17 protein-coding genes and 1 tRNA gene are annotated in these 22,347 nt (G+C 66.3%); 8 read left to right on the forward strand and 10 right to left on the reverse strand.

Annotation, left to right across the window (positions count from 1 at the left end; all coding sequences use genetic code 11):
• Window positions 1-104: 104 nt before the first annotated feature.
• The gene (locus J3U95_RS22960; protein WP_208280958.1) at window positions 105-449 is read left to right on the forward strand and encodes a PEP-CTERM sorting domain-containing protein; all 345 of its coding nucleotides are present in this window, start codon (window positions 105-107) and stop codon (window positions 447-449) included.
• Between the two features lie 126 nt (window positions 450-575).
• Here J3U95_RS22960 and J3U95_RS22965 read toward each other — a convergent pair whose 3' ends face one another.
• Entirely contained in the window at window positions 576-1,475 is a 900-nt protein-coding gene (locus J3U95_RS22965; RefSeq protein WP_208280959.1) for a c-type cytochrome, read from the reverse strand.
• 175 nt (window positions 1,476-1,650) lie between these two features.
• Between J3U95_RS22965 and J3U95_RS22970 the strand changes: the two genes are divergently transcribed.
• The 6 genes from J3U95_RS22970 (at window position 1,651) to J3U95_RS22995 (ending at window position 10,169) form a co-directional block, all read left to right on the forward strand.
• Window positions 1,651-1,726 (forward strand) — tRNA-Arg (locus tag J3U95_RS22970).
• A gap of 270 nt (window positions 1,727-1,996) precedes the next feature.
• Window positions 1,997-3,079: an acyltransferase family protein gene (locus J3U95_RS22975; protein ID WP_208280960.1), complete on the forward strand. Its 1,083-nt coding sequence runs from the start codon at window positions 1,997-1,999 to the stop codon at window positions 3,077-3,079.
• Window positions 3,080-3,745: 666 nt separating this feature from the next.
• On the forward strand, window positions 3,746-5,149 hold the full coding sequence (locus tag J3U95_RS22980) for a TIGR03013 family XrtA/PEP-CTERM system glycosyltransferase (protein ID WP_208280961.1): 1,404 nt from the start codon (window positions 3,746-3,748) through the stop codon (window positions 5,147-5,149).
• A gap of 90 nt (window positions 5,150-5,239) precedes the next feature.
• A complete protein-coding gene (prsK, locus tag J3U95_RS22985) occupies window positions 5,240-7,348 on the forward strand; it encodes an XrtA/PEP-CTERM system histidine kinase PrsK (protein ID WP_208280962.1) in 2,109 nt (702 codons plus the stop codon).
• 14 nt (window positions 7,349-7,362) lie between these two features.
• Complete coding sequence (prsR, locus tag J3U95_RS22990) at window positions 7,363-8,727, forward strand: PEP-CTERM-box response regulator transcription factor (RefSeq protein ID WP_208280963.1); 1,365 nt, start codon at window positions 7,363-7,365, stop codon at window positions 8,725-8,727.
• Entirely contained in the window at window positions 8,724-10,169 is a 1,446-nt protein-coding gene (locus J3U95_RS22995; protein ID WP_208280964.1) for a right-handed parallel beta-helix repeat-containing protein, read from the forward strand. The genes prsR and J3U95_RS22995 overlap by 4 nt, the downstream gene beginning before the upstream one ends.
• Before the next feature lie 4 nt (window positions 10,170-10,173).
• Here the strand turns inward: J3U95_RS22995 and J3U95_RS23000 are convergent, their stop codons facing one another.
• The 9 genes from J3U95_RS23000 to J3U95_RS23040 all read right to left on the reverse strand — a co-directional run bounded on the left by J3U95_RS23000 (window position 10,174) and on the right by J3U95_RS23040 (window position 20,739).
• Window positions 10,174-11,082 (reverse strand): hydrolase 1, exosortase A system-associated, encoded by a 909-nt coding sequence (locus tag J3U95_RS23000; RefSeq protein ID WP_208280965.1) that lies wholly within the window; start codon window positions 11,080-11,082, stop codon window positions 10,174-10,176.
• Window positions 11,072-11,923 (reverse strand): hydrolase 2, exosortase A system-associated, encoded by an 852-nt coding sequence (locus J3U95_RS23005; RefSeq protein WP_208280966.1) that lies wholly within the window; start codon window positions 11,921-11,923, stop codon window positions 11,072-11,074. The genes J3U95_RS23000 and J3U95_RS23005 overlap by 11 nt, the downstream gene beginning before the upstream one ends.
• A complete protein-coding gene (locus J3U95_RS23010) occupies window positions 11,920-12,168 on the reverse strand; it encodes an acyl carrier protein (RefSeq protein WP_184238549.1) in 249 nt (82 codons plus the stop codon). Before J3U95_RS23010 ends, J3U95_RS23005 begins: the two co-directional genes overlap by 4 nt.
• A 40-nt stretch (window positions 12,169-12,208) precedes the next feature.
• Window positions 12,209-13,669, reverse strand: coding sequence for an oligosaccharide flippase family protein (locus tag J3U95_RS23015; RefSeq protein ID WP_208280967.1), 1,461 nt, complete (start codon window positions 13,667-13,669; stop codon window positions 12,209-12,211).
• A gap of 72 nt (window positions 13,670-13,741) precedes the next feature.
• Window positions 13,742-14,902: a glycosyltransferase family 4 protein gene (locus J3U95_RS23020; RefSeq protein ID WP_208280968.1), complete on the reverse strand. Its 1,161-nt coding sequence runs from the start codon at window positions 14,900-14,902 to the stop codon at window positions 13,742-13,744.
• 18 nt (window positions 14,903-14,920) lie between these two features.
• Window positions 14,921-17,110, reverse strand: a complete 2,190-nt coding sequence (locus J3U95_RS23025; RefSeq protein ID WP_208280969.1) for an RIFT barrel domain-containing protein — start codon at window positions 17,108-17,110, stop codon at window positions 14,921-14,923.
• A gap of 59 nt (window positions 17,111-17,169) precedes the next feature.
• Window positions 17,170-18,129, reverse strand: coding sequence for a glycosyltransferase family protein (locus J3U95_RS23030; protein WP_208280970.1), 960 nt, complete (start codon window positions 18,127-18,129; stop codon window positions 17,170-17,172).
• A 2-nt stretch (window positions 18,130-18,131) separates the two neighbouring features.
• A complete protein-coding gene (locus tag J3U95_RS23035; protein WP_208280971.1) occupies window positions 18,132-18,368 on the reverse strand; it encodes a hypothetical protein in 237 nt (78 codons plus the stop codon).
• A gap of 40 nt (window positions 18,369-18,408) precedes the next feature.
• On the reverse strand, window positions 18,409-20,739 hold the full coding sequence (locus J3U95_RS23040) for a hypothetical protein (protein WP_208280972.1): 2,331 nt from the start codon (window positions 20,737-20,739) through the stop codon (window positions 18,409-18,411).
• 545 nt (window positions 20,740-21,284) lie between these two features.
• Here J3U95_RS23040 and J3U95_RS23045 point away from each other — a divergent pair.
• Window positions 21,285-22,328, forward strand: a complete 1,044-nt coding sequence (locus J3U95_RS23045; RefSeq protein ID WP_208280973.1) for a polysaccharide deacetylase family protein — start codon at window positions 21,285-21,287, stop codon at window positions 22,326-22,328.
• Window positions 22,329-22,347 lie beyond the last annotated feature (19 nt).

Below are 22,347 nucleotides of genomic sequence, written 5' to 3' on the forward strand. Positions count from 1 at the left end.
GCCGCGTTGTAGTCTTTCCAGTTGGTCGTTCGGTACTTCAGCTTTACGGGAGCAATCATGCCGTCAGTTTACCCGTGCTGCGCCTCGGCCGCTGATGGGCCGATTTGTGCAACAAAGCCATCGGCCTGTTCGATATCCCACTCGAATTGATGAGTGTGGTTAACCTGTACGATGCCCGTGTTTCTTTCCTCGATTCAAATAATAAACTGCTGATCGAATCCGATAATCTCGCCGGCGATGTATATCAGAATAATCCCTGGGATGGTTTCTTCCCGGCCACGGATGACGCTTTCGGCACCGAGGGAGTCGGCGGACTTGGCGTGCAGGGCATTAACTTCGATTTCTACGTGAGCGAACAGGTCAATGCCGTTCCTGAGCCAGCCGGCATTCTGCTGAGCGGCTTGGGCTTGATGGCAATGTTGACCACGCGCCGACGCCGTCAACGTTGATCGCGACTACCTTATTGTTGAGTTGCGCTACGACAACGTTCAAGATGTTTTAAATAACGTTCGAAATGCTGTAAGCAAAAAAGCACCCGATGGGTGCTTTTTTGTTTGGTCCACAACGCGCGCTGATTATTTAACCGAAGCCACCATGTAATCGACGGCGGCCTTGACCTCGGCATCGGGAAGGGTAGAGCCGCCTTTGGGCGGCATGAAGCCGGTCTTGCCCTGGAAACCCTTGATCGCGTGCTCGTACATGACATTGGCGCCCTGGCCGAGACGTGCGGTCCAGGCCGCCTTGTCACCGAACTTCGGCGCACCGGCGATGCCGGCGCCATGGCAGGCGATGCAGGCCGAATCGTAGGCTTTCTTGCCGGCGTCGGCGCTGGCAATGGCTGGCGCGGCTGCCGGGGCAGCGGCGGTAGCAGCGGCCGGAGCGGGAGTAGCGGCCGGGGTTGGCGCGGCCGGTGCGGCGGCGGTCGCGGTGGCGTCGGCCGGCGCCTCGGCGGCAGCCGGGGCCGGCGCGGGTTCGGCCGGTTCCTTGAAGCTGGCGCCGCTCTTGTTGGTCATGAAGACGACGGCGCGCTCCACTTCCAGGTTGTCGAGGTCCGGATTGCCGCCCTTGGCCGGCATCGCGCGGATGCCTTCGATAGCGTGTTTCAGCAGGGTGTCATAGCCTTGCGCCAGGCGCGCGCCCCAGGCGCCGTTGTCGCCGGTCTTCGGCGCGCCGGCCATTCCGCTGTCGTGGCAGGCCGCGCAGGTGGCGGCATAGACGGCGCCCCCGGCCTGCAGCACGCGCGGCGCGTTGGCGTCGACCAGGGTGAATCCTTCTTCGGAAACAGGGCGGATGCGGTTGGAGATGGCTTCGGCGCTCTGGCTGTCGGTGCCGGCGCCGGTGGTGGCAGTACTGGTCACGAAGGTGACCAGCAAAATGATACCTAGAACAATTACCAGGAAAAATCCCGTGACGGCGACGACGAGCTGTTTTGGCGTGCGGATGAGGGATTGGTGTTCGTTGTGTGCGTCGCTCATGATTTCCTTAATTCAATTAAAAAAACCAGCCACTTGGGCACTGCGATCTAGTGGCTTTTTGCAAATGCCGTCAAGCATCTTATTATAGTGTAATCCTGCTTTGGTGTAGGGGTTTTTCCGCCTCTCCCCATGGACGTACTTGCGGAAAGACTGTATCCTTCGTCACGCCTCCAGCGCGGCTGTAGCTCAGTGGATAGAGTATTGGCCTCCGAAGCCAAGGGTCGCTGGTTCGATCCCAGCCAGCCGCGCCATTCCGGCATCATTGCCGCCGTTTTCCTTCCCCCTCTCCGACGATTCCACATGCACCCGCATGCTGGCTGCTTGCGTCCATCCCTTCCGTCCTCGTCGTGCACAATTCTGTGTAATGACGCAAGCGCACAATTGACATTGCTCAGTGTTGACTTTAAGGTAAGTAGGAGTTGGCAGGCCCTTCATTGCCGGCAGGCCCGATCCGGCACTACCGCGTGCCATGCGCGACGACCTCTGCACGCATGCGCCGCACTCTTGAAAGAGGACCTTCCATGACACTCGACCGTGGCCTTCGCGACCGTATCGCCCTTCTGCGCTTCGTCATGATCTTCGGCGTCATCATGCTGCATACGCCGCAGTACGTGCCGATGGCCGAGATCGGCGATGGCTGGTTCGATGCCACCAAGGCCTTTTTCCAGCTCGCCGTGTTCCGCGCCACCGTTCCGGTGCTGACTGTCATTTCCGGCTTCCTGCTGTTCGGCGCCGCCCTCGACCGTGCGCCGGCCCGCCTGTTCAGCAAGAAGGCGCGCACGATCCTGTTGCCATTCCTGTGCTTTAACCTGCCGCTGGTGCCGTTGGCACTGGGGGCGCAACTGTTTGCCGGTATCGAGATGTCCGCGCAACTGTGGCCCTTTGAACCGATGGCCTGGCTCAATGCGGCTTTCGGCCTGACTGCTTCGCCTATTAATTACCCATTGAATTTCTTGCGCGACCTGCTGGTGCTGATCGTGCTGGCGCCCGCGTTCGGCTGGCTGCTGCGCAATTACGCCTGGCCGGGCCTGGTCCTGGTGTCGGTGGTGTTCTTCAATAACTATGAGGGCGCGCTGGTGCTGCGCGACCTGATGGCGGTGCTGTTCTACGTCGGCGGCATGGCTGCCGTGCGCGGCTGGAACCTGCGCCTGCTCGACCGTCATGCGCTGCTGTGCTTCCTGTTGTTCCTGCTCGCCTGCGCCGCCATCGTGCATTTCCGTGTCGCGAACACGACGTATCTGCGCCTGGTTGCCCCCTTCCTGATCTGGCCCGCTACCGCCTGGCTGGCGTCGACCCGTCTCGGACCGTGGCTGGCCGGCATGAGCAAGTACAGCTTCTTCATGTTCCTGGCCCATGCACCGGTGCTGCTGGCGACCTGGCTCCTGTACAGTCGTTACGGCAGTGCCTTGCCTTACCCCCTGTACTGGGTGATGGCGCCGGTGCTGGTCACGGCCGTGCTGGTCGCCATCTACCGTATCGCCGAGACCATGATGCCGCGGCTTTTCCCCCTGCTCATCGGCGCAGGAGGCCGCCCACGCCAGGCGCCGGCCACCGACGCCATGCCAATGGTCGATGCACCTCAGGCCGCCACAGCCAAAGTCTAAGCCGCACACTTGCTCCATATCAACGTTGGCTTTAAAACAATAGCGCACGATATCCTTCGTTGCGCTGCATAATGTTGAGTCAATGCTAAAATTTCTCTCCCTTATTGCAGGACGGCACGGGAGCTGGCTGTCATATTCGTGTTGCATCGACCTGACGCGACGGTAAACCATCGTTGAGTCCGTATGTGTTTCCATGCTATATTTACTGTTAAAAATATAGCAAAAAACTGTCATTTTGATGATGCATAAATTGCATGTCACAACTGCAGTTCTTCGATTTTCTTGCAAATATAGCAAGTCATCGAGACTACACAGCGTTCGCTTACCATGGTGACGGCCTGGCTCGCAGGAGAGCAATGGAGGAGACGTGCCGCCAGGCCGGAGCAGCCTTTGAAGAAAGCAGTTCCACCCGCGCACGCTAGATCTAGCAATAAAGAAACAAATCTCAATCTTTGCTATATTGATAATGTTGCGTACAGAAATTTGTTAGCCAGGATGCCGTCGATCGCGGCGTTTGTCGTCAATACAACAGGGATCCTGGCGAGCGCGACACGTTGTAGCTATTGTATGAGACCATGCGCGCGCTGCTGTCGATGCAGCTCTTGCCTAGCGGTCGTTTTGCCAACTCAGCAAGCAGTGAAGCAATAATAAATTCTGGGGAATAACATGTTTCGGATCTCTAATCACTATGTGTCGAAGATCGTATTCGTCCTGCTGTTCGTAGAGATATTGATCCTGCTTGGCGCCGCCTACGCCGGTGCAGCCATGCGTTTTCTGGACGTTGGTGCGCCGGCGACGGCCCTGCAGCTCGATCACTTCCTGGCCTCGGCGATCGCCTTCGCGGTGGCGGTGAGCTTCAGCATGAGCGCCATGGGCATGTACCAGCTCGATTTCGACGAAGGCCTGCGTCATCCCTTCCTGATGAAGCTGATGCCCGCCTTCCTGATGGGCTTCCTGATCCTGACCCTGGTGTTCTATGTCGCCCCGGACCTGTATTTCGGCCGCGGCATCCTGCTGCTGGTGTTCGGCCTGGCGGCGGTCGGTATCTTCACGGCGCGGATCATTTTCTTCAAGACGTCCGAAATGCGCCTGATGCAGTCGCGCATCATGTTCCTCGGCAGCGGTCCGCTGGCCAAGGAGTGCAGCGAGCTGGCGCAGAAAAAGACCAGCTACCACCGCTACAATATCGCCGGCTTCATCCCGGTCGCCAGCGAAGAGGTCTGCGTGCCCACCGGCGACCTGCTCAAGGTGCGCGACGGCGATTCGCTGGTCAAGGTCGCCAAGCAATACGGCGTGCAGGAAATCGTGGTCTCGGTGCAGAACCGGCGCGGCAGCTTCCCCATCAAGGAATTGCTCGACTGCAAACTGCAAGGCCTCAAGGTCACCGACGCCGCCACCTTCTTCGAGCGTGAAACCTGCCAGATCCGGGTCGATTCCCTGCAGCCGAGCTGGCTGGTCTTCGGCGGCGGCTTCGACCAAAGCTATATCCGCACCTTCATGAAGCGCGGCTTCGACCTGGTGTGCAGCACCCTGATCATGGTCATGACCCTGCCGATCATGCTGGCCGCCGCGATCGCCGTGTGGCTGGAAGACCGCGGCCCCGTGTTCTATTCGCAGGAACGGGTCGGCAAGGACGGCAAGATCTTCCGCGTGCACAAGTTCCGCAGCATGCGCACCGATGCCGAAAAAGGCGGCAAGCCACAGTGGGCGGCCCAGAACGATCCGCGCGTCACCCGCGTCGGCAATTTCATGCGCAAGACCCGCATCGACGAACTGCCCCAGGTGTTCAATGTGCTCAAGGGCGAGATGTCCTTCGTCGGCCCGCGTCCCGAGCGTGCTTATTTCGTGGAGCAACTGATCGAGGTGGTGCCGTATTACAATGTGCGCCATAGCATCAAGCCAGGCATCACCGGCTGGGCGCAAGTGCGTTACGGCTATGGTTCCTCGGCCGAGGATGCGCTGCAAAAGCTGCAGTACGACCTGTACTACGTCAAGAACAACAGCCTGTTCCTCGACGTGCTGGTCCTGATCAATACCCTCAAGGTCGTGCTGTTCCGCAGCGGGCGCTGATGACCACGCCCCGGGTAGCGCCGGGGCCAGGCATCGGTGTGGCCTCCTTACCCGGATTTTTTCAATGCACGTTCTCATGGATGGCGCACGTTGACCAGCATTGCCGTCTATAGCTATAGCGTCGCCGCCGTCGGTTTCCTCCTGCTGATCGGTCTCCTGCTGACGATCTGGCGCGGCCGCAGCCACGTCGCGCCGGTCGCGATCGCCTGCGCACTCACCGCGCTCTGGTCCGGCGCCCTGGCGCTGGAAGCCGCGTCCGGTCTCGGGCTGTGGTCGGTCTGGACCGACAAGCTCGAGATCCTGCGCAGCGGCGCCTGGTGCGTCGTGCTCCTCCTTTTGCTGGGCAACTACCGCGAGCCAGGCAGTCGCTGGCCGTTCGGCCTGCGCACCTCGGTGTTCGCGGGCGGCATGGTCTACCTGGGCCTGCTGCTGGCGACGGCGCTGCTGCGCACCGACCTGATGCTCAATATCGACGGCCTGCTGCCGAACGTGACGCTGCGCGTATGCCAGGCGGTGCTGGGCATGCTGCTGGTCGAGCAGGTGTACCGCAACAAGACGGTGCAGGAGCGCTGGGCCATCAAGTTCGCCTGCCTCGGCATCGGCGCCATGTTCGCCTACGACTTCTATATGTACAGCCAGGCGATGCTGTTCCATGAGATGCACCAGGATACCTGGGCCGCGCGCGGCATCGTCAATGCGCTGGCCATGCCGCTGATCGGCACCGCGATCAAGCGCGGCACCTCGCGCGCCAATGCGCTGGCGCTGTCGCGGCGCGTGATGTTCCATTCGACCGCGCTGTTCGGCTCCGCGCTGTACCTGATGGCGATGGGCTTCGCCGGCTATTACCTGCGCTACTTCGGCGGCAGCTGGGGCGGCGTGATGCAGGTCGTGTTCCTGTGCGGCGCGCTGCTGGTGCTGGCCGGGACCCTGTTCTCGGGCACCTTCCGCGCCTGGCTCAAGGTCTTCATCAGCAAGCATTTCTACAGCTACGGCTACGACTACCGCGAGGAATGGATGCGCTTCACGCGCACCTTGTCCGAGCACAGCGCCAATATCGGCGAGCGCGCGATCGAGGCGGTCGGCGCCCTGGTCGAAAGCCCGGGCGGGGTGCTGTGGCAGCGCCGCGACGGGACCCCGGACAGCGGCGCCGCCGGCGCCTATCGCCCGGTGGCCGGCTGGCAGGCCGCCAGCAGCGCCGTCGAGCCGGCCGATTCGAAGTTCTGCCGCTTCCTGGAAACCACCCAGTGGGTGATCGACCTGCGCGAATACAAGGCCTTGCCCGAGAAGTACGGCGACCTCGAACTGCCGGCCTGGCTGAAGGAATTCCCGCGCGGGTGGCTGGTGGTGCCCCTGATCATGCACTCGAAACTATTCGGCTTCGTGGTGCTGCAGGACGCGCGCAGCACGGTGGCCCTGAATTGGGAAGTGTTCGACCTGCTCGAGATCGCGGGCAGCCAGGCCGCCAGCTACCTGGCGCAGCAGGACGCCGCCAACGAATTGATGGTGGCGCGCCAGTTCGACTCGTTCAACCGCATGTCGACCTTCGTGGTGCACGACCTCAAGAACCTGGTGTCCCAGCTGTCCCTGATGAACGCCAACGCCGAAAAGCACCGCGACAATCCGGAGTTCCAGCGCGACATGCTCGAGACGGTCGACCATTCGATCCAGAAGATGACGTCGATGCTGCAGAAGCTGAGCCGCAACGATGCCCCGGCGCGGCCGCGCGCCCTGTCGGTCGAGGCCGTGGTGCGCCAGGCGATCGCGCTCAAGAGCGCCCTCGAGCCGCATCCGGCGCTGCAGGTCGAGCAGCAGGGCCTGATGGTGCTGGCCGACCGCGAGCGGCTCGAGCGCGTGCTGGGCCACCTGATCCAGAACGCGATCGAGGCCACGCCCAAGAGCGGCCGCGTGAACGTCACCGTGCGTCGCCGGGGCGACCGGGTGGCGATCACGGTGGCCGATACCGGCGCCGGCATGACCGAGCAATTCATTCGCGAGCGCCTGTTCAAGCCGTTCGAATCGACCAAGCCGGCCGGCATGGGCATCGGCGTGTTCGAGAGCCGCGAATACATCACTGAGCTGGGCGGCGCGCTGGACTTGACCAGCACGCCCTCGGTCGGAACCACTTTTACCGTCACCCTGCCGTTGTACCATGAGGCCGGGGCCGGCATCGCCGCCGGCGCCATCGATCGCGCAGCGTGAACTGAGGAATAGCCGTGACCCAAAACAAACCGAAACTGTTGATCATCGAAGACGACCCTGGCCTGCAGAAGCAGCTGCGCTGGAGCTTCGATGCCTATGACGTGGTCGTCGCCGGCGACCGCGAAAGCGCGCTGGCGCAGATCCGCCGCCACGAGCCGGCGGTGGTCACCATGGACCTCGGGCTGCCGCCCGATCCGGACGGCTCGACCGAGGGCCTGGCCACGCTCGAGCAGATCCTGGCGCTGGCGCCGGACACCCGCGTGATCGTCCTGACCGGCAACCAGGAGCGCGCCAACGCGGTCAAGGCGATCGCCATGGGCGCCTACGATTTCCACCAGAAGCCGTGCGAGCCCGAGGTGCTGAACCTGGTGATCCAGCGCGCTTTCTTCCTGCACAACCTGCAGATGGAAAACCGCCGCATGCAGTCGAACCAGGCCGGCTCGCCGATGGCGGGCGTGATCAGCCGCGACGCCGGCATGCTCAAGGTGTGCCGCAATATCGAGAAGGTGGCCCCGACCTCGGCCTCGGTGATGATCCTGGGCGAATCGGGCACCGGCAAGGAAGTGCTGGCGCGCGCGCTGCATGCGCTGTCGCCGCGCGCCAAGGAACGCTTCGTGGCGATCAACTGCGCCGCGATTCCCGAGAACCTGCTCGAGAGCGAATTGTTCGGCTACGAGAAGGGCGCCTTTACCGGCGCCGCCAAGCAGACCAAGGGCAAGGTCGAACTGGCCAACGGCGGCACCTTCTTCCTCGATGAAGTTGGCGACCTGCCGATGGCGCTGCAGGCCAAGCTGCTGCGCTTTTTGCAGGAGCGCGTGATCGAGCGCATCGGGGGCCACGAGGAAATCCCGGTCGACGTGCGCATCGTGTGCGCGACTCACCAGAAACTCAAGGAATTGTGCAGCACCGGACGCTTCCGCGAAGACCTGTACTACCGCCTGTCGGAGATCGTGGTCACGATCCCGCCGCTGCGCGCGCGCCAGGGCGATGCGGCACTGCTGGCCCACCATTTCAAGAACAAGTTCTGCGCCCAGGAATCGCGCCCGACCCTGCATTTCGCGCCCGACGCGATCGCCGCCATCGAAGCCTACGAGTGGCCGGGCAATGTGCGCGAGATGGAAAACTGCGTCAAGCGCGCCGTCATCATGGCCGACGGCCCGACCATCGTGGCCGACGACCTGGGCCTGCCCGACAACGGCACGCAGGTCGAGGAACCGCTGAACCTGCGCCAGGTGCGCGACGAGGCCGAGCACGCGGCCATCGTGCGCGCGCTGGCGCGGGTGGACGGCAATATCGTCAAGGCGTCCGAGGTACTGGGCGTGAGCCGCCCGACCCTGTATGACCTGATGAGCCGGCACGGCATCAAGAGCAGCGCATGAGGCGTGGCGCGCGCCTGGCGCTGGCGGCAGCCATACTCGCTGGCTGCGGCGTGGCGGCGGGACTGTTCGCGGCCGAGCGCGCCGGCGTGATGCCGCGCACCCTGGCGCCCTACATCGAAAAGCGCAGCAGCGGCCACAATGCCGTCATCGTCGGCGCCGGCCAGTTCGCCAGCCGCAGCCTGCTGGCGCTGGACCGCGGCGCGCCGGGCGGGGTTACGCCCGACCTTGCGCCCGAGCTGGCGGCCCTGACGCTGGGCGCCCAGCCGGGGGCCGCCGGCACGCCGGGGCTTGACGCGGGCCTGGTGCGCGACGTCGCGGGCCTGCGCGCCGCCATGGCCGCGGCCACGCCGGGAACGACGATCACGCTGGCGCCGGGCAGCTACCGCATCGAACATCGCGCGCTGGAGGCCAGCCGGCCCGGCGGCGCGCAGGCGCCGATCGTGGTGCGTGCCGCCCGGCCGGGCACGGTGACCCTGAGTGCGACCGTGCCGGTCGCGATCCGCGTCAATGCCCCGCACTGGCGCTTCGAGAATCTCACCGTCGACGGCGCCTGCGCCGCCCACGACGATTGCGAGCACGCCTTCCAGGTGACCGGCGCGGCCAGCCATTTCGCGGCCGTCAACAACACCCTGCAGGGCTTCAACGCCCACTTCAAGATCAACGGCGCCGGCGGACGCTTTCCCGACCATGGCCTGATCGAGGCGAACACCCTGTCCAATCCGGCGCCGCGCGCCACGCGTAAGCCGGTGACCCCGATCGACCTGGTCGCGGCCAGCGACTGGACGGTGCGCGGCAACATCATTCGCGACTTCCTCAAGGCCGGTGGCGATCGGATCAGCTACGGCGCCTTCGCCAAGGGCGGCGGCAGCGGCAATCTGTTCGAGCGCAACCTGGTGTGGTGCGAGCAGGCGCTGGCCGGCCAGCCGGGCCAGCGCGTCGGCCTGTCGCTGGGCGGCGGCGGCACCGGCAAGCCGTATTGCCGCGACGGCCGCTGCATCACGGAACAGGAGCGTGGTGTCTTGCGCGCCAACCTGGTGGTCGGCTGTTCCGACGTCGGCATCTATCTCAACAGCGCGGCCGATACCCGGATCGAGGACAACACCCTGGTCGACACCGCCGGCATCGACGTGCGCTTCGCCACCAGCAGCGCACTGATCGACGGCAACCTGGTCGACGGTCCGATCCGCAGCCGCGACGGCGGCCTGCTGCACCTGGGGGACAACCGCGATGCGGCCTTGTGGCGTTCGTATGCGGGATTGCACCCGGTGCGTTCCCTGTTCGCGGCGCCGGCTAGCGCCGACTTCCGCTGGAAGGACTCGGCGCCGGCGCGCGCCGAGCGCGCCAAGCCACGCCAGGATGGCGTCGACTTGTGCGGCGCCCCGCGCAGCCAGGCGAAGGCCTACGGCGCCTTCGAGGATTTCGGCGCCTGCCTGCGCCGCTGAGGATTTACCAGGAGCGCAACCACTCCGCGGTCCAGCGCGCGACCTGGTCGCGCCAGGCGCGGCGCGAGAAGGTATGGTCGGCGTCGTCGATCTGGCGCCGCGTCACGCGCGGCGGGGCCAGCACGCCTTTCCAGGCGCGGTCGGCGTCGGCCAGGTCGCAGAATTCGCGCGCGGTCAGGTCGGCGCCGGAGATCACCAGCAGCACCTGCCCGCGAAAATCCTGCAGGCCGGCGCGCATCCGTTCCGGTAGCGAGGCCGTGGTGGCGGCTGCACCGGCGGGAGAGGGCGTGCCCCTGGCCTTGCGCAGCAGCGCCAGCAGCGAAGCCAGCGAGCGCCGCCAGTCGAGGCCACCGCGCAGCAGCTGTTTCCAGAAAACCGGATCGCGCAGGCGCGCCCGGTAGTAGTGGCGCAGGGTGGCGCGCGCCAGGCCGTCCTCGGTGCGCACCCAGGGATTGAGCAGCACCAGGCCGGCCACGCGCGGGTCGCGCGCCGCATACATGCCGATCGCCGAGGCGGCGTCGCACAAGCCCCACAACACCACTTCGCGCAAGTCCGGCACTGCCGCCATGAAGGCGTCGAGCGCGGCGCGCAGGTCGTCCTCGACCTCGTCGAAGGGGCGGATGGCGCCTTCGCTGTCGCCCATGCCGCGGTAGTCGAAGCGCAGCACCGGCACGTCGTCTTGCGCCAGGTCGCGCGCCAGCAGGGTGAACTGGCGGTGGCTGCCGGCCCGGTATTGCGGGCCGCCCACGACCACCAGCACGCCGCGGGTCGCGGGTGCTTTGCCGGCGGGCAGGCTCAGGATGCCGTACAGCCGCGCTCCGCCGCAGTCGAAGACGAGCGCGCGTTCTTCCAGTTGCGGGGCCGGCCCGCCAGCGGCTTCCATGTGCACCGTCTCCACGTCTTCAATGACCATGCAGTCGCGCCTCCAGGGCGGCCGTGCCGGCGTCGAGCCAGGCCGCGTTCTCGGTGATCTCGGTGGTGGTCCAGAACGGCGCGCCGTGGACCGGGTGCAGGCGCAGGTCGATCCCGGCCGCCTGCCAGGCGGCGGCGGCGCGCGCGGCGCCGGGCGCCGGGCCCGCGCCCGGCTGCGCCACCGCTTCGATCCAGTCGACCGGGCAGGCCGGCCGGAACGCATCCAGCGGATCGAGCGCGTCGAGCGCGGCCGCCAGGCGTGGATCGAGGTCGTAGCCCGCGATCTCGAGCGTTTCGCCGTTCTGCAGCGCCGTGCGCAGCGCCGAGGTATTGATGCCGGGGCCGGCGTCGCCGTCGGCCAGCAGTGCGCCGGCCAGGCGCAGGCGCAGGAATTGCGTCAGGTAGGTGGAACCCTTGAGCACCGGCTGCCACAGCAGCATGCCGGCCACCGGGTGCGCGGCCGTGCGCGCATGGTCCAGCGCCAGCAGGGCGCCCAGGCGCAGGCCCCACAGCCGCAGCGGCGCGTCGGTTTTCTCGCGGAGCCAGGCCGCGGCCAGCGCCAGGTCGGCTTGCCATACATCCCAGCGCGCGTCGCCGAAGTCGCCGCTGCTGTCGCCGCAGCCGGCCAGGTCGATCTGCAGCACGGCGTGGCCGGCCGCGGCGAAGGCGCGCGCCTGCAGCGCCGCCATGCGGCGCGCGCGGTTCAGCTCTTCGGCGAAGGGATGCACGTACAGCAGCGCCCCGCGCGCCGGGCCGGCCGGCGGGTGGTAGAGGCAGAAGCGCTGGCCGCCGTCCGCCTTCAGGAAGAAGGGTTCGGCCGGCGCGCCGGCGGCGGCCTTCATGCGCCGCGCTTGTCGTCCACGAAAGCGGCCAGGCTGCCCAGGGTGGAGAAGGTGCTGGCGCTGATGTCGTCGTCGTCGATCGCGATGTCGAAGTGTTCTTCCAGCGCGGCGATCAGGCTGATCACCGCCATCGAGTCGAGTTCCGGCAGCGCGCCCAGCAGGGGCGAGTCGGCGTTCAGCTGGCGGCCGGCGTCGCCCAGGCTGAGCACGTCGGTGAGGATGGTCTTGATGTCGTCGATGGTCATCGGATGTCCGTTCAGGTCTGCGCGGCGGGCCGGCGCATGGTTAAGAGTTGGGGCGCAGCAGCGCCAGCCGGTTCTTGAGCGGGCCCGCCAGGCGGCCCACCTCGCCCACCAGTTCGTGGCGCGTCAGGCGCAGCAGCAGGTACCAGACCGCGGCCAGCGGCAGCGCCATGATCAGGAGGCGCAGCAGCGGCGCCAGGGTCGCCGGCAGCAGCGCGGCCAGCGCCATGGCGGCGGCGCCGCTGCCCAGCGCCACCACGGCGCTCGGCAGCAGCGCGCGCAGCAGGTGCCCCATGCCCAGGCCGAAGCAGCGGCTCTGCTGGATCGCCACCAGCGGCGTGCTGGCGAAGGTCGCCGCGCACAAGGCCCAGGCGAATCCCACCAGCGAGCCATCGTACAGCATCACGGCGAAGCCGACACGCGCCAGCAGGGTGGCCAGGATCGGGATCGCGCTCAGGTAGGGGCGGCCGATCGCGGTCACCGCCATCGGGATGTAGTGGAAGGCCATCATCGCCGCCGCCGCCAGGGTCAGCGGCAGGATGGCCGGCACCGCCTCGAGCCAGGTCGGGCCGTACAGGGCCAGCACGATGTCGTGGCCGAGCACCGCGGTCAGGGCCAGCGCGGCCCAGCCGACGCCGGTCAGCAGCACCGTGGCGCGGGTCAGCACCGGCGCCAGCGATTCGCCGCGGTGGAAGGTCTGGGCCAGGTAGGAGATCGCGCCATAGCTGACGGTCGACCCGGCCACGTGGATGAAGATCTGGACCGTCGAATTGGCGCGGCTGAGCAGGCCCACCTGGGCCGCCGAACCGAGCTTGCCGAGCAGGACGTCGGGAATCGCGTTATTGATCGCGGTGGCGCTGTTCGACAGCAGCGAGCCGAGGCCGAAGCGGGCCACGCTGCGCCAGTGCTTGAACGACGGCAGCCAGGGCAGGTCGCGCGGACGCACCATGGCGAAGGCCAGCACGCAGGCCAGGATGTTGATCAGGTTGGCCCAGGCCAGGCTCAGGGCGCCGAAGCCCATCTTGGCCAGCACCAGGCAGGCGACGCAGAAGCTGATGGTGCCGGCGGCGTTCACCCAGGCCTGCTTCTCGGCCTGGAATTCGCGCGTCAGCAGGGCGTTGGTGACGGCGCCGAAGGGAATGAAGGCGAAGCCCAGCGCCAGCACCTGCATCACCGGCACGATCTCGGGTTCGTCGAACCAGGCCCCGAGGGCGCCGCTGGACAGGTAGAGGCCGAGCGCGATCAGCCACGAGGTGGTGAATACCATGCCGGTGGCCGAGCGAATCTTGTCCGGGGTGAGGTCGTCCTCGCGCTGCAGGTACTGGGTGACGCCGAAGTCGCGGAACACGCTGGCGAAGTTCACGAACACCAGCGTCATCGAATAGATGCCGATCTCGGTCGGGCTCAGGATGCGCGCCAGCAGGACGCTGACGATGAACTTCAGGACCGTCGACCCGGAATTCGAAAAGAAGGTGATGATCAGGGAGCGGCGCAGGTTCGCCATAGGGCAGCGGCAGTCGAGATAGGGGTCGGGACAGGAATCGGGATCAACACGGCGATCCGGGCGCCGGCCCGGTCAAAGGAATCGCATGATGTGCTGCGCGAAAGCTTTGCTGTAATGCACAACATTATATTCCCTCCCGACATGCGCACGCGCGTTCGCGCCGTGATTTTTTGTCAGTTCCGCATCGTCGACATAGCGCAGCACGGCGTCGCCGAAGGCGTCGAAATCGTGCAGCGGGATGACGGCGCCGGTCTTGCCGTCGAGGATGGTTTCGCTCGGTCCCATGGCGGCGCTGGCGACCACCGGCACCCCGCAGGACATCGCCTCGACCACCGCCAGGCCGAAGCTTTCGCGCTCGGCGCCGTGCACCATCAGGTCGACCGAGCGGTACCAGGGCAGCGTATCGTCCTGGCGCCCGGCGAACACGCACACGTCCGAAAGGCCGAGTTCCTCGACCAGCGCCTTCCAGCCGGCCACCAGCGGGCCGTCGCCGACGTAGACGAAACCGATGCGGCGTTCGGGCCGCTCCCGCACCACCCGGTGGATGACGCGGATCAGCTCCTCGACCCGCTTCTCGGGCCGGGCCTGGGACACGGCCAGGATCCAGAAGCGGTCCGGATCGAGGCCGGTGCGCATGCGCGCGGCGGCGCGGTCGCCGGGGCTGAAACGGCTGGTGTCGATGCAGTTGGTCATCAGGACCACGCGCTCGGGCGGCAGCATCGCATACTGCAGCAGAAACTGGCGCTGGCCCTTCGAGTTGGCCAGGTGCAGGTCGTGCACCTGGCGCCGCAGCAGGCGCCGCAGGATGAACTTCATGGCGCGCTTGGGCAGGCCGTCGCGCCGGCTCAGGTCGAAACTGTCGTTCTCGGTATTCAGGGTACGCACGCCCAGCTCGCGCAGCAGGTCGAGGCAGACGGTGGACGGCATGGCGCTCATGAACACCATCACCTTCACATTGTGGCGCTTGACGTAGTCGGCGATGGCGGCGCGCGCTTGCGGCGAATTGTCGTAGCAGTCGAGCTGCACCGCCGGCATGTGGCGCAGCCGGTAGCTCGGCTTGCCGCTCAGGCGGGGAAAGGCCATGACGGCCCGGGCCCGGCCGGCCAGGTGGGCGCTCACTTCGTCGCGCAGGTAGGCGATGTGGTTCCACACGTAGCCGGTGTCGTCCGGATAGCGCATGGTGAAGACGACCCCGGGCAGGGAGGCGTCGGCTGGCGGTGACTGCTCGAGCATCGTAAACTTAAAAAAATATTAACGCGGAATGATAGCCCATTGGGGCGCCTTGCCGTAGTCCGGCTTGACGGCGCGGCCTTCGAAGCGTTCCCAGGCCTCGGCGGCCTGCGGCACGTTCCAGTCCGGGGTCGCCGCGACCGCCAGCGCCGGCTGCATATTGGCCGGGTAGCCCAGCGGCGACTCGGCATAGCCGGTCATGCCGCCGCGCTTCCAGCCGCGCTTCGCGGCGGCGCCGATCCAGTCGGCCTGGGCCTGGCTGGCGCAGGGCTGGTCGATGTAGCGGCTGCCATTCGGGTTTGCCAGCGGCTTGCCGTCGTTGATGCGGATCGCCTCGCCGCCGAAGTTGGCCTGGTACAGCTCGGCGAAGCTGGAGAACACCGGCGCTTTTTCTTCGGGGCGGGTCTTGAGCGTGTAGGCGGCGGCGTCGGTCCAGCAATAGCCGGGCGCCGTCATCCGGCCCACCGGATAGGTCGCCTTCCAGCGCAGGATCGGCAGCGCCTTCGTGAAACCGAGTTCGGTCAGGTAGCCGAAGCTCCAGGTCAGGAAGTCGTCCTGCCACGGCGCCGAACCCTTGACCTGGAAGGTGTTCTGTCCCGAGCCGTCATAGACGCCCAGCCGGTTCGGTTTCCCGGCCACGTAGGTGGCGTGGTAGAAGGCCAGGTTGTTGTCGAGCTGCTTGCCGAAATAGGCCTTGAGCGGATGCGCGTCCGGGGTGATGTAGGCGGCATGGCCGAGGGTGCGCAGCGACCAGGCCTGGGCCCGCAGCTGCTGCCAGCGCACCAGGCCCTGGCCCAGTCCGGAATTTTCCGGCGCCGTCTCGAGCGGATTGGTGGCGGCCCAGAACTGCAGCTCTTCCAGGTAATAATAGTCGCCCGTCAGCAGGTAGGGCAGGTAGGCCAGCGACGGCTGGTGCGAGGTGTCGTGGGCGTAGGGCGTCTTGCACAGGCTGTTGTCGTTGCCGGCGCAGCGCGGCACCGGCAAGGGGCCGCGATTGGCCATGTTCATGTGGGTCGACAGGCGGCGGTTGGCGTCGTTGTCGGTGCGCACCGGATAGCCGGTCTTCTCGTCGCGCAGGTGGATCGACCAGGCGCCCGAGCCTTCGGCAGCCGCCAGCATGGCATCGCGGGCGCGCAGGTCTCCCGACAGCAGGTACATCACCGACCAGCCGGGCAGCGGGCCGATGTCGTCGCGTCCGCCCGAGGTCGGCATATAGGGGTTGACCGGGCCGATCGTCATCGGGCCGGTCTTTTCGCGGCCGTTCTTCGCCGGCTCGAGCTGTTTGGCCAGGGCCGCCAGCGCGCTCTCTTGCGGCACCACGCGCTGGTCGTAGTTCGGCACCGCCTTCGAGGCGATCAGGTAGGCGGCGTCCGGCCGCAGGTGGACCCGTGGCGCGCGTTCGGCGTCCCACCAGTCCACGTGGCGCCAGCGGGCATGGCGATAGTGCACGAGCGCCTGTTTACGCAGTACTTCGCGCCCGCCGACCTGGATCGCGACGTCGTATTCCAGGTTGCGCATGCCGGGCTTGAAGGTGCTGGTGTTCTCGAGCACCACCTCGACCCGCGCCTGCTTTTCCAGCTCGGGATACCAGCGCACGCCGAAGCGGGCGCTGAGCAGCGGGTGAACGGCGCCGGCCTTGTTCCTTAGCGGGGCCGCGGCCTGCCACTCGCTGGCGATGGGACCTGCCAGCCAGCTTGCTGCGCGGCCGCCGGCCAGCGCTTCCTTGAGCGAGGCGCGGTAGTCGACGCCGTCGATGGTCACGGTCACGCCGGCGTCCAGGCCACGCTCGAGCAGGCGCTGCGGCGTCGGCTTGGCTGCACCGGCGCCGGAGTCGGCCTTGACCAGTTGCAGCGCCGCCTCCTGGCGCGCCGCCAGCCGCGGCAGCACGCCGGACACGATCATGTGGCGCACCGAGCCGTCCGGATGGGTGGCCTTGACGTCGGCCTGCAGCGTCACGGTCTTGCCGTCGGCCAGGCGTCCGGCCACGCCGTCCCTGGCCTTGAGCTGGCCGGGGGCCACGACCTGGCCGAAGGTGAAGGGAATGTCGGCCTGGTCCTGGCCCAGGTTGCGCAGGCGCACCTCGGGCAGCGCGCCGTCCGCCGCCAGCGCCACGCGCAGCGGCAGCGCCGCCATGCCCAGCAGGGCCAGCGCGGCCAGCAGGCGCCGGGCGGATGAAAGAGAGGGGACGGAGGATGGGTGGTGTGGTCGCATGGTGGCTGGGGACGGGGGGCCGGCCCTGCGCGGCCGGCCGCAGGTTGGCCGGTCGCGCTTCAGCCGGCCGAGCTCGGCGCGCGCAGGTCGGCGGCGGGGGCCGGGGCGGCATCGATCATGCGGATCGCCTGGAGCGAGGACTTTTCATACTGGCTGTTGATGAAGCGTACCGGGCCGATGAAATGGAAGAACGCCGTCTCCGCCGTGGCGCAATCGGGCGTGCCGTATTTCGGGAACGGCAGCGAACGCGTGCCATGCGCATTGGCGACCAGGAAGTTCGAGGTCACCTGTTCGGTGCCCCAGCGCTTCCAGTCGTCGCCCAGCTTGGCGGTCATGCGGCGCGAGAAGTCGAGCATGCTGTCGCGCATGGTAGCCGAGCGCGGGAAGCCCGTGAAGCCGGAGCAGCCGCGCACGTAGCGCGCATCCGCCGCCAGGCCGACATTGACCATTTCGGATTCGGTGATGGTCTGGATGTGGGCGCCGGGCTTGAGGAAGGCAAGCGCATGCTCGCGCACCGCCGGCAGCAGGCGGATCGGGGTGTCGGGCATTTCGCCGAGCACGAAGCCGGTGCCGTTGCGGACGCCTTCCAGCACTTCGGGAATCGGCTGCAGGGTCAGGGTGTCGGCGTCGAGCTGGACCACGTAATGGTCGCGCACGAAGCCCGAGATCGCGTACAGCCGCTCCCAGGTGCCGCCGCGCGGGATGTCGGGGTGGACGAATTCGTCGGCCGGCCGCAGTTCGATGTGTGGCACGTGGCGGCGCAGCAGGGCCTGGTCGGCCTCGGTGATCGACGGGTCGCAGACCACCACGATGCGTTCCGGGTTGAGGAAATGGACGAAGGACTTGAGCGCCACCAGATAGGACATCACGTCGCGCGTGTGCACCTGCGACAGCAGCAGGAATGGCAGGCCGCCGCGTTCGACCGGGCTGGTCGCCAGGATTTTCTGGATCGCGCGCTTGTGCTGCCCGCGGAAATAATCCCGCCTGAGGCGCTGGATTACCCTGTGAATTAAAGACATCCCTACTGGCTCCTGTATCGGTCGGCGGCGGGGCGCTGGTGCTGGCCCGGGCCGGACAAATCGGCGAAGCGGGCCTTCATTCGCCCGTCCTCCTTGCTGTGATGCACAACATTATATGCTGCAACATCCGGCGCACGCGCACGGGACAGTGTATTTTTGTCATCGGGCATCACCGCGAGCTGGAATATCGATTGCCCAAAAGAAAAAAGGGCTTCCTGCCGAAGCAGGAAGCCCTCCATATTTGCCCTCGACCGGCCGGGGCCGGCGAGGATCAGCCGATCAGCGTGGAATGATGTTCCACTGCGGACCCTTGCTGTAGTCCGGCTTGTTGCCGCGGCTGTTGAACAGGGTCCAGGCCTGGGCGCCGTTGGCGACGTTCGAGGTGGCGGACACCGCCAGCGCCGGTTGCAGGTTGGCCGGGTAGCCCATCGGCGAATCGGCGTAGCCGCTCATGCGGTTGACCGTCCACTTGCTGCCGCTGGCGCTGGTGATCCAGTCGGCCTGGGCCTGGCTGTTGCACTGCATGTCCATGAAGTTCACGCCCTTCGGATGGGTGATCACCTTGGCGTCGTTCGGGATGGTCGCGCCGGTGAAGTTGGCTGCATACAGTTCCGAGAAGTTGCCATACACCTGCTTGCCGCTCTTGAAGAAGCCCGACAGGTGGTAGGCCGAAGCGTGGATCCAGCAGTAGCCGGGGGCGGTCATGCGGCCGACCGGATACTTCGCCTTCCATTCCAGGATCGGCTGGGCCTTGGCGAAGCCGAGTTCGGCCAGGTAGCCGAAGCTCCAGGTCAGGAAGTCGTCCTGCCACGGCGCCGAGGCGGTGATCTGGAAGGTGCCCTTGCCCGAACCGTCGTAGGCGCCCAGCTGGTTCGGATTACCCACCACGTAGGTCGTGTGGTAGAAGTCCAGGTTGTTCTCCACCTGCTGGTTGAAGTAGCCCTTCAGCGGGTGCGCGTCCGGCGTGATGTAGGCGACGTGGCCCAGGGTACGCAGCGACCATGCCTGGCCGCGCACCTGCTGCCAGCGGATCAGGCCCAGGCCCTGGCCCGAGTTGCCCGGATCGGTACCCAGCGGGTTGGCGGCGGCCCAGAACTGCAGCTCTTCCAGGTAATAATAGTCGCCGGTCAGCAGGTAGGGCAGGTAGACCATCGACGGCTGGTGGGCGGTGTCTTCCTGGTACGGGGTCGAGCACAGCTTGTTGTTGTTGTCGGCGCAGCGCGGCACCGGCAGCGGACCCTTGTTCGCCAGGTTCATGTGGGTCGAGATGTTCTTGTTGGTCGCATTGTCGACGCGCACCGGATAGCCGGTGTTCTCGTCGCGCATGTGGATCGACCAGCTGGCGGCGCCGTCGGCGGCAGCCATCATCGAGTTCAGGGCGCGCTGGTCCTTCGACAGCAGGTAGGCGACCGACCATGCCGGCAGCGGGCCGATGTCGGCGCGGCCACCGGTGGTGCCCATGGCGGCCATCACGGGACCGATCTTCATCGGGCCGGTATTGGCGGCGCTCACGCCCTTGCCGAGTTCGGCCAGCAGGCTTTCCGCCAGCACCACGCTCTGGTCGTAGTTCGAGACGGCCTTCGAGGCGATCAGGTAGGCGGTGTTGTGGCGCACGTGGGCCTGCGGGGCGCGCGCGGCGTCCCACCAGGCGCTCTGGTGCCAGCGCGAGTGGTGGTAGTGGGTCAGCGCGGCCTGGCTGTAGATGGTGCGGCCGGCCACGTTGACGTTGACGTCATAGCTCAGGTTGCGCGCGCCGGCCTTGAAGGTCTTGGTGTTCTCGACGATCACGTCGACGCGGGCCTGCTTTTCCAGGCCTGGATACCAGCGCACCGCGAAGCTGGCGGTCAGCAGCGGATGCACGGCGCCGGCGCCGTTCTTCAGCGGGACGCTCACGATCCATTCGTTGGCGACGGCGCCCGACAGCCAGTTGACCGGGTTCGGGGCCGACAGCGCGTCGGCCAGGGTGGCGTTGTACTGCACGCCGTCGGCGGTGATCACGACGTTCGCGTTCAGGCCGCTGGCGGCCAGGCCTTGCAGGGTGACGGTGCTCTGCTCGGACGCGGTCGACTTGACCAGCTGGATCTTCTCGATCTGGCCGACGGCCAGGGTTGGCAGGACGCCGGACACGATCACGTGGCGCACCGAACCGTCGGCGTGGGTGGCCTTGACGTCGGCCTGCAGGCGGATCAGGGTGCCGTTCGACAGGCGCGCGGCCAGGCCGTCGGTCTTCGCCATCTGGCCGGCGGAGACCACCTGGCCGAAGGTGAACGGCACATTGGTCTGGGCCAGGCCGGTGTTCTGGATCTCGACGTCGGTCACGGTCGGGCCGGCGACGATATTGTTCGGCGAGTTGGTCACCGGGGTCAGCACGGTGGGGGCGGTCGGCTTCGGCGTGAAACCGGTGGTGGTCTTGGCCAGCGAGGTGTTCGAATCCGTGAATGCCACCGTATCGGCCGGGCTGTCGGCGCCACCGCCGCCGCAGGCGCTCAGCAGGGCGGCGCTCAGTACGGGGGCGATCATGGACGCGACGCGGGTTGGACGCTGGCTTGCCTGGAAGTTGCTCTGGCTGCCACGTACCGCGCGGCTCGGGGTCATCTGATCGGAAGTCATGGAAGTAGGATAGTAGGTCGACAAGAAAATATTCTGTGTGGAAATCAATTTCTGTGTGGAACTGAACTTTACCCTGACCAACTTTTTCCGTGGTTCAATTTCTCGTGTTTTTGCTGATTTTCTGCGCAAAAACAACGGAAATGACGGACTTGAAACTATTCGCGGCAACAAAGTCAAGTATGTTTTGATACGAAGACGTAGAGAAACCACAAGTTTGTTGGTATCTTTGTATGTGTTTTAATAAAAATACCGGGTCAAACCCATGAAAAACGGGTGGTAAGAGGCTGGATTATCGAATTTACCGATTTCGAGGGAGTGAATTACTGGATTGAGTTCTGTATCAAGAGGTGTGTTTCCACGTGCACACGCTTGGAAGAGTTGTCATCCGATAATTGTTTAATATGCTAGGATGACAACACCGATGGACCAGGAACATCGCCGCCCTGCGCTGCGGCGTTGCCGTCCACCGACTCTTTACCAAGGACACAGTGCCGGCCGTTGTGCCGCGCCGCGTTGGCGCGCTCGGGCTTCCCGGAAATGATGCAATGCTAAGCACAACCAACCACGTAGCGGCCCGCCTGGCGGCCGGGAGGCCGCCGGTTCTGATCGTGATCGTCGATACCGAGGAAGAATTCGCCTGGGACCGGCCGTTCGACCGCGCCAACGTCGGCACCACCTCGGTCGCGGCCCAGCCGCTGATGCACGAGCGGGTGTTCGATCGCTTCGGCATCGTGCCGGCCTATATGGTGGACTGGCCGGTGGCCACCGCGCCGCAGGCCGCGGCCACCCTGCGCAGCCTGCTGCAGGAAGGGCGCTGCGAGATCGGCACCCAGCTCCATCCCTGGGTCTCGCCGCCCTACGAGGAACAGGTCACGCGTTTCAATTCGTATGCCGGCAACCTGCCGCGCGAGCTGGAGCTGGCCAAGCTGCGCATGCTCACCAATGCCATCGGCGAGGCCTTCGGGCACGCCCCGACCGCCTTCAAGTCCGGGCGCTACGGCCTGGGGCCGCACAGCGCCGAGGCGGTGGCCGCGCTGGGCTACGAGATCGACGCCAGCGTGGTGCCGTACACCCGTTTCGACGACGATGGCGCGCCCGACTTCCGCGCCTTCGACGAACATCCCTACTGGTTCGAGGCCGGCGGCCGGCGCCTGCTCGAGCTGCCGGTGACAACCGGCTATGCCGGCTGGCTGCGCACCATCGGTCCGCGCCTGTTCGACCTGGCCGAGCAGCCGCTGGCGCGCGCGCTGCGCGCGAAAGGCATGCTGGCGCGCACCCGCGCCCTGGAACGCATCCGCCTCAGTCCCGAGGTGGCCAGCGGGGCCGAGATGCGGCGCCTGACGCGCGCCCTGCGCGCCAACGGCTGCGAGGTGTTCTCGCTGACCTATCACAGCCCCTCGCTGGTGCCGGGCCACACGCCCTATGTGCGCGACGCGGCCGGGCGCGAGCGCCTGGTGTCCACCATCCACGATTACTGCGCCTGGTTCCGCGACGAGATCGGCGGCCAGTTCCTGGCCATGTCGGCGCTGCCGGCGGCGCTGGCGCCGGCCGCCGTGCCGGCGCCGCGGGCGCTCGAGCGCGCCAGCTGACGATCGGCCGCCGTCTGGC

This window comes from Massilia oculi (assembly GCF_017582745.1).
Taxonomy (GTDB): Bacteria; Pseudomonadota; Gammaproteobacteria; order Burkholderiales; family Burkholderiaceae_D; genus Telluria; species Telluria oculi_A.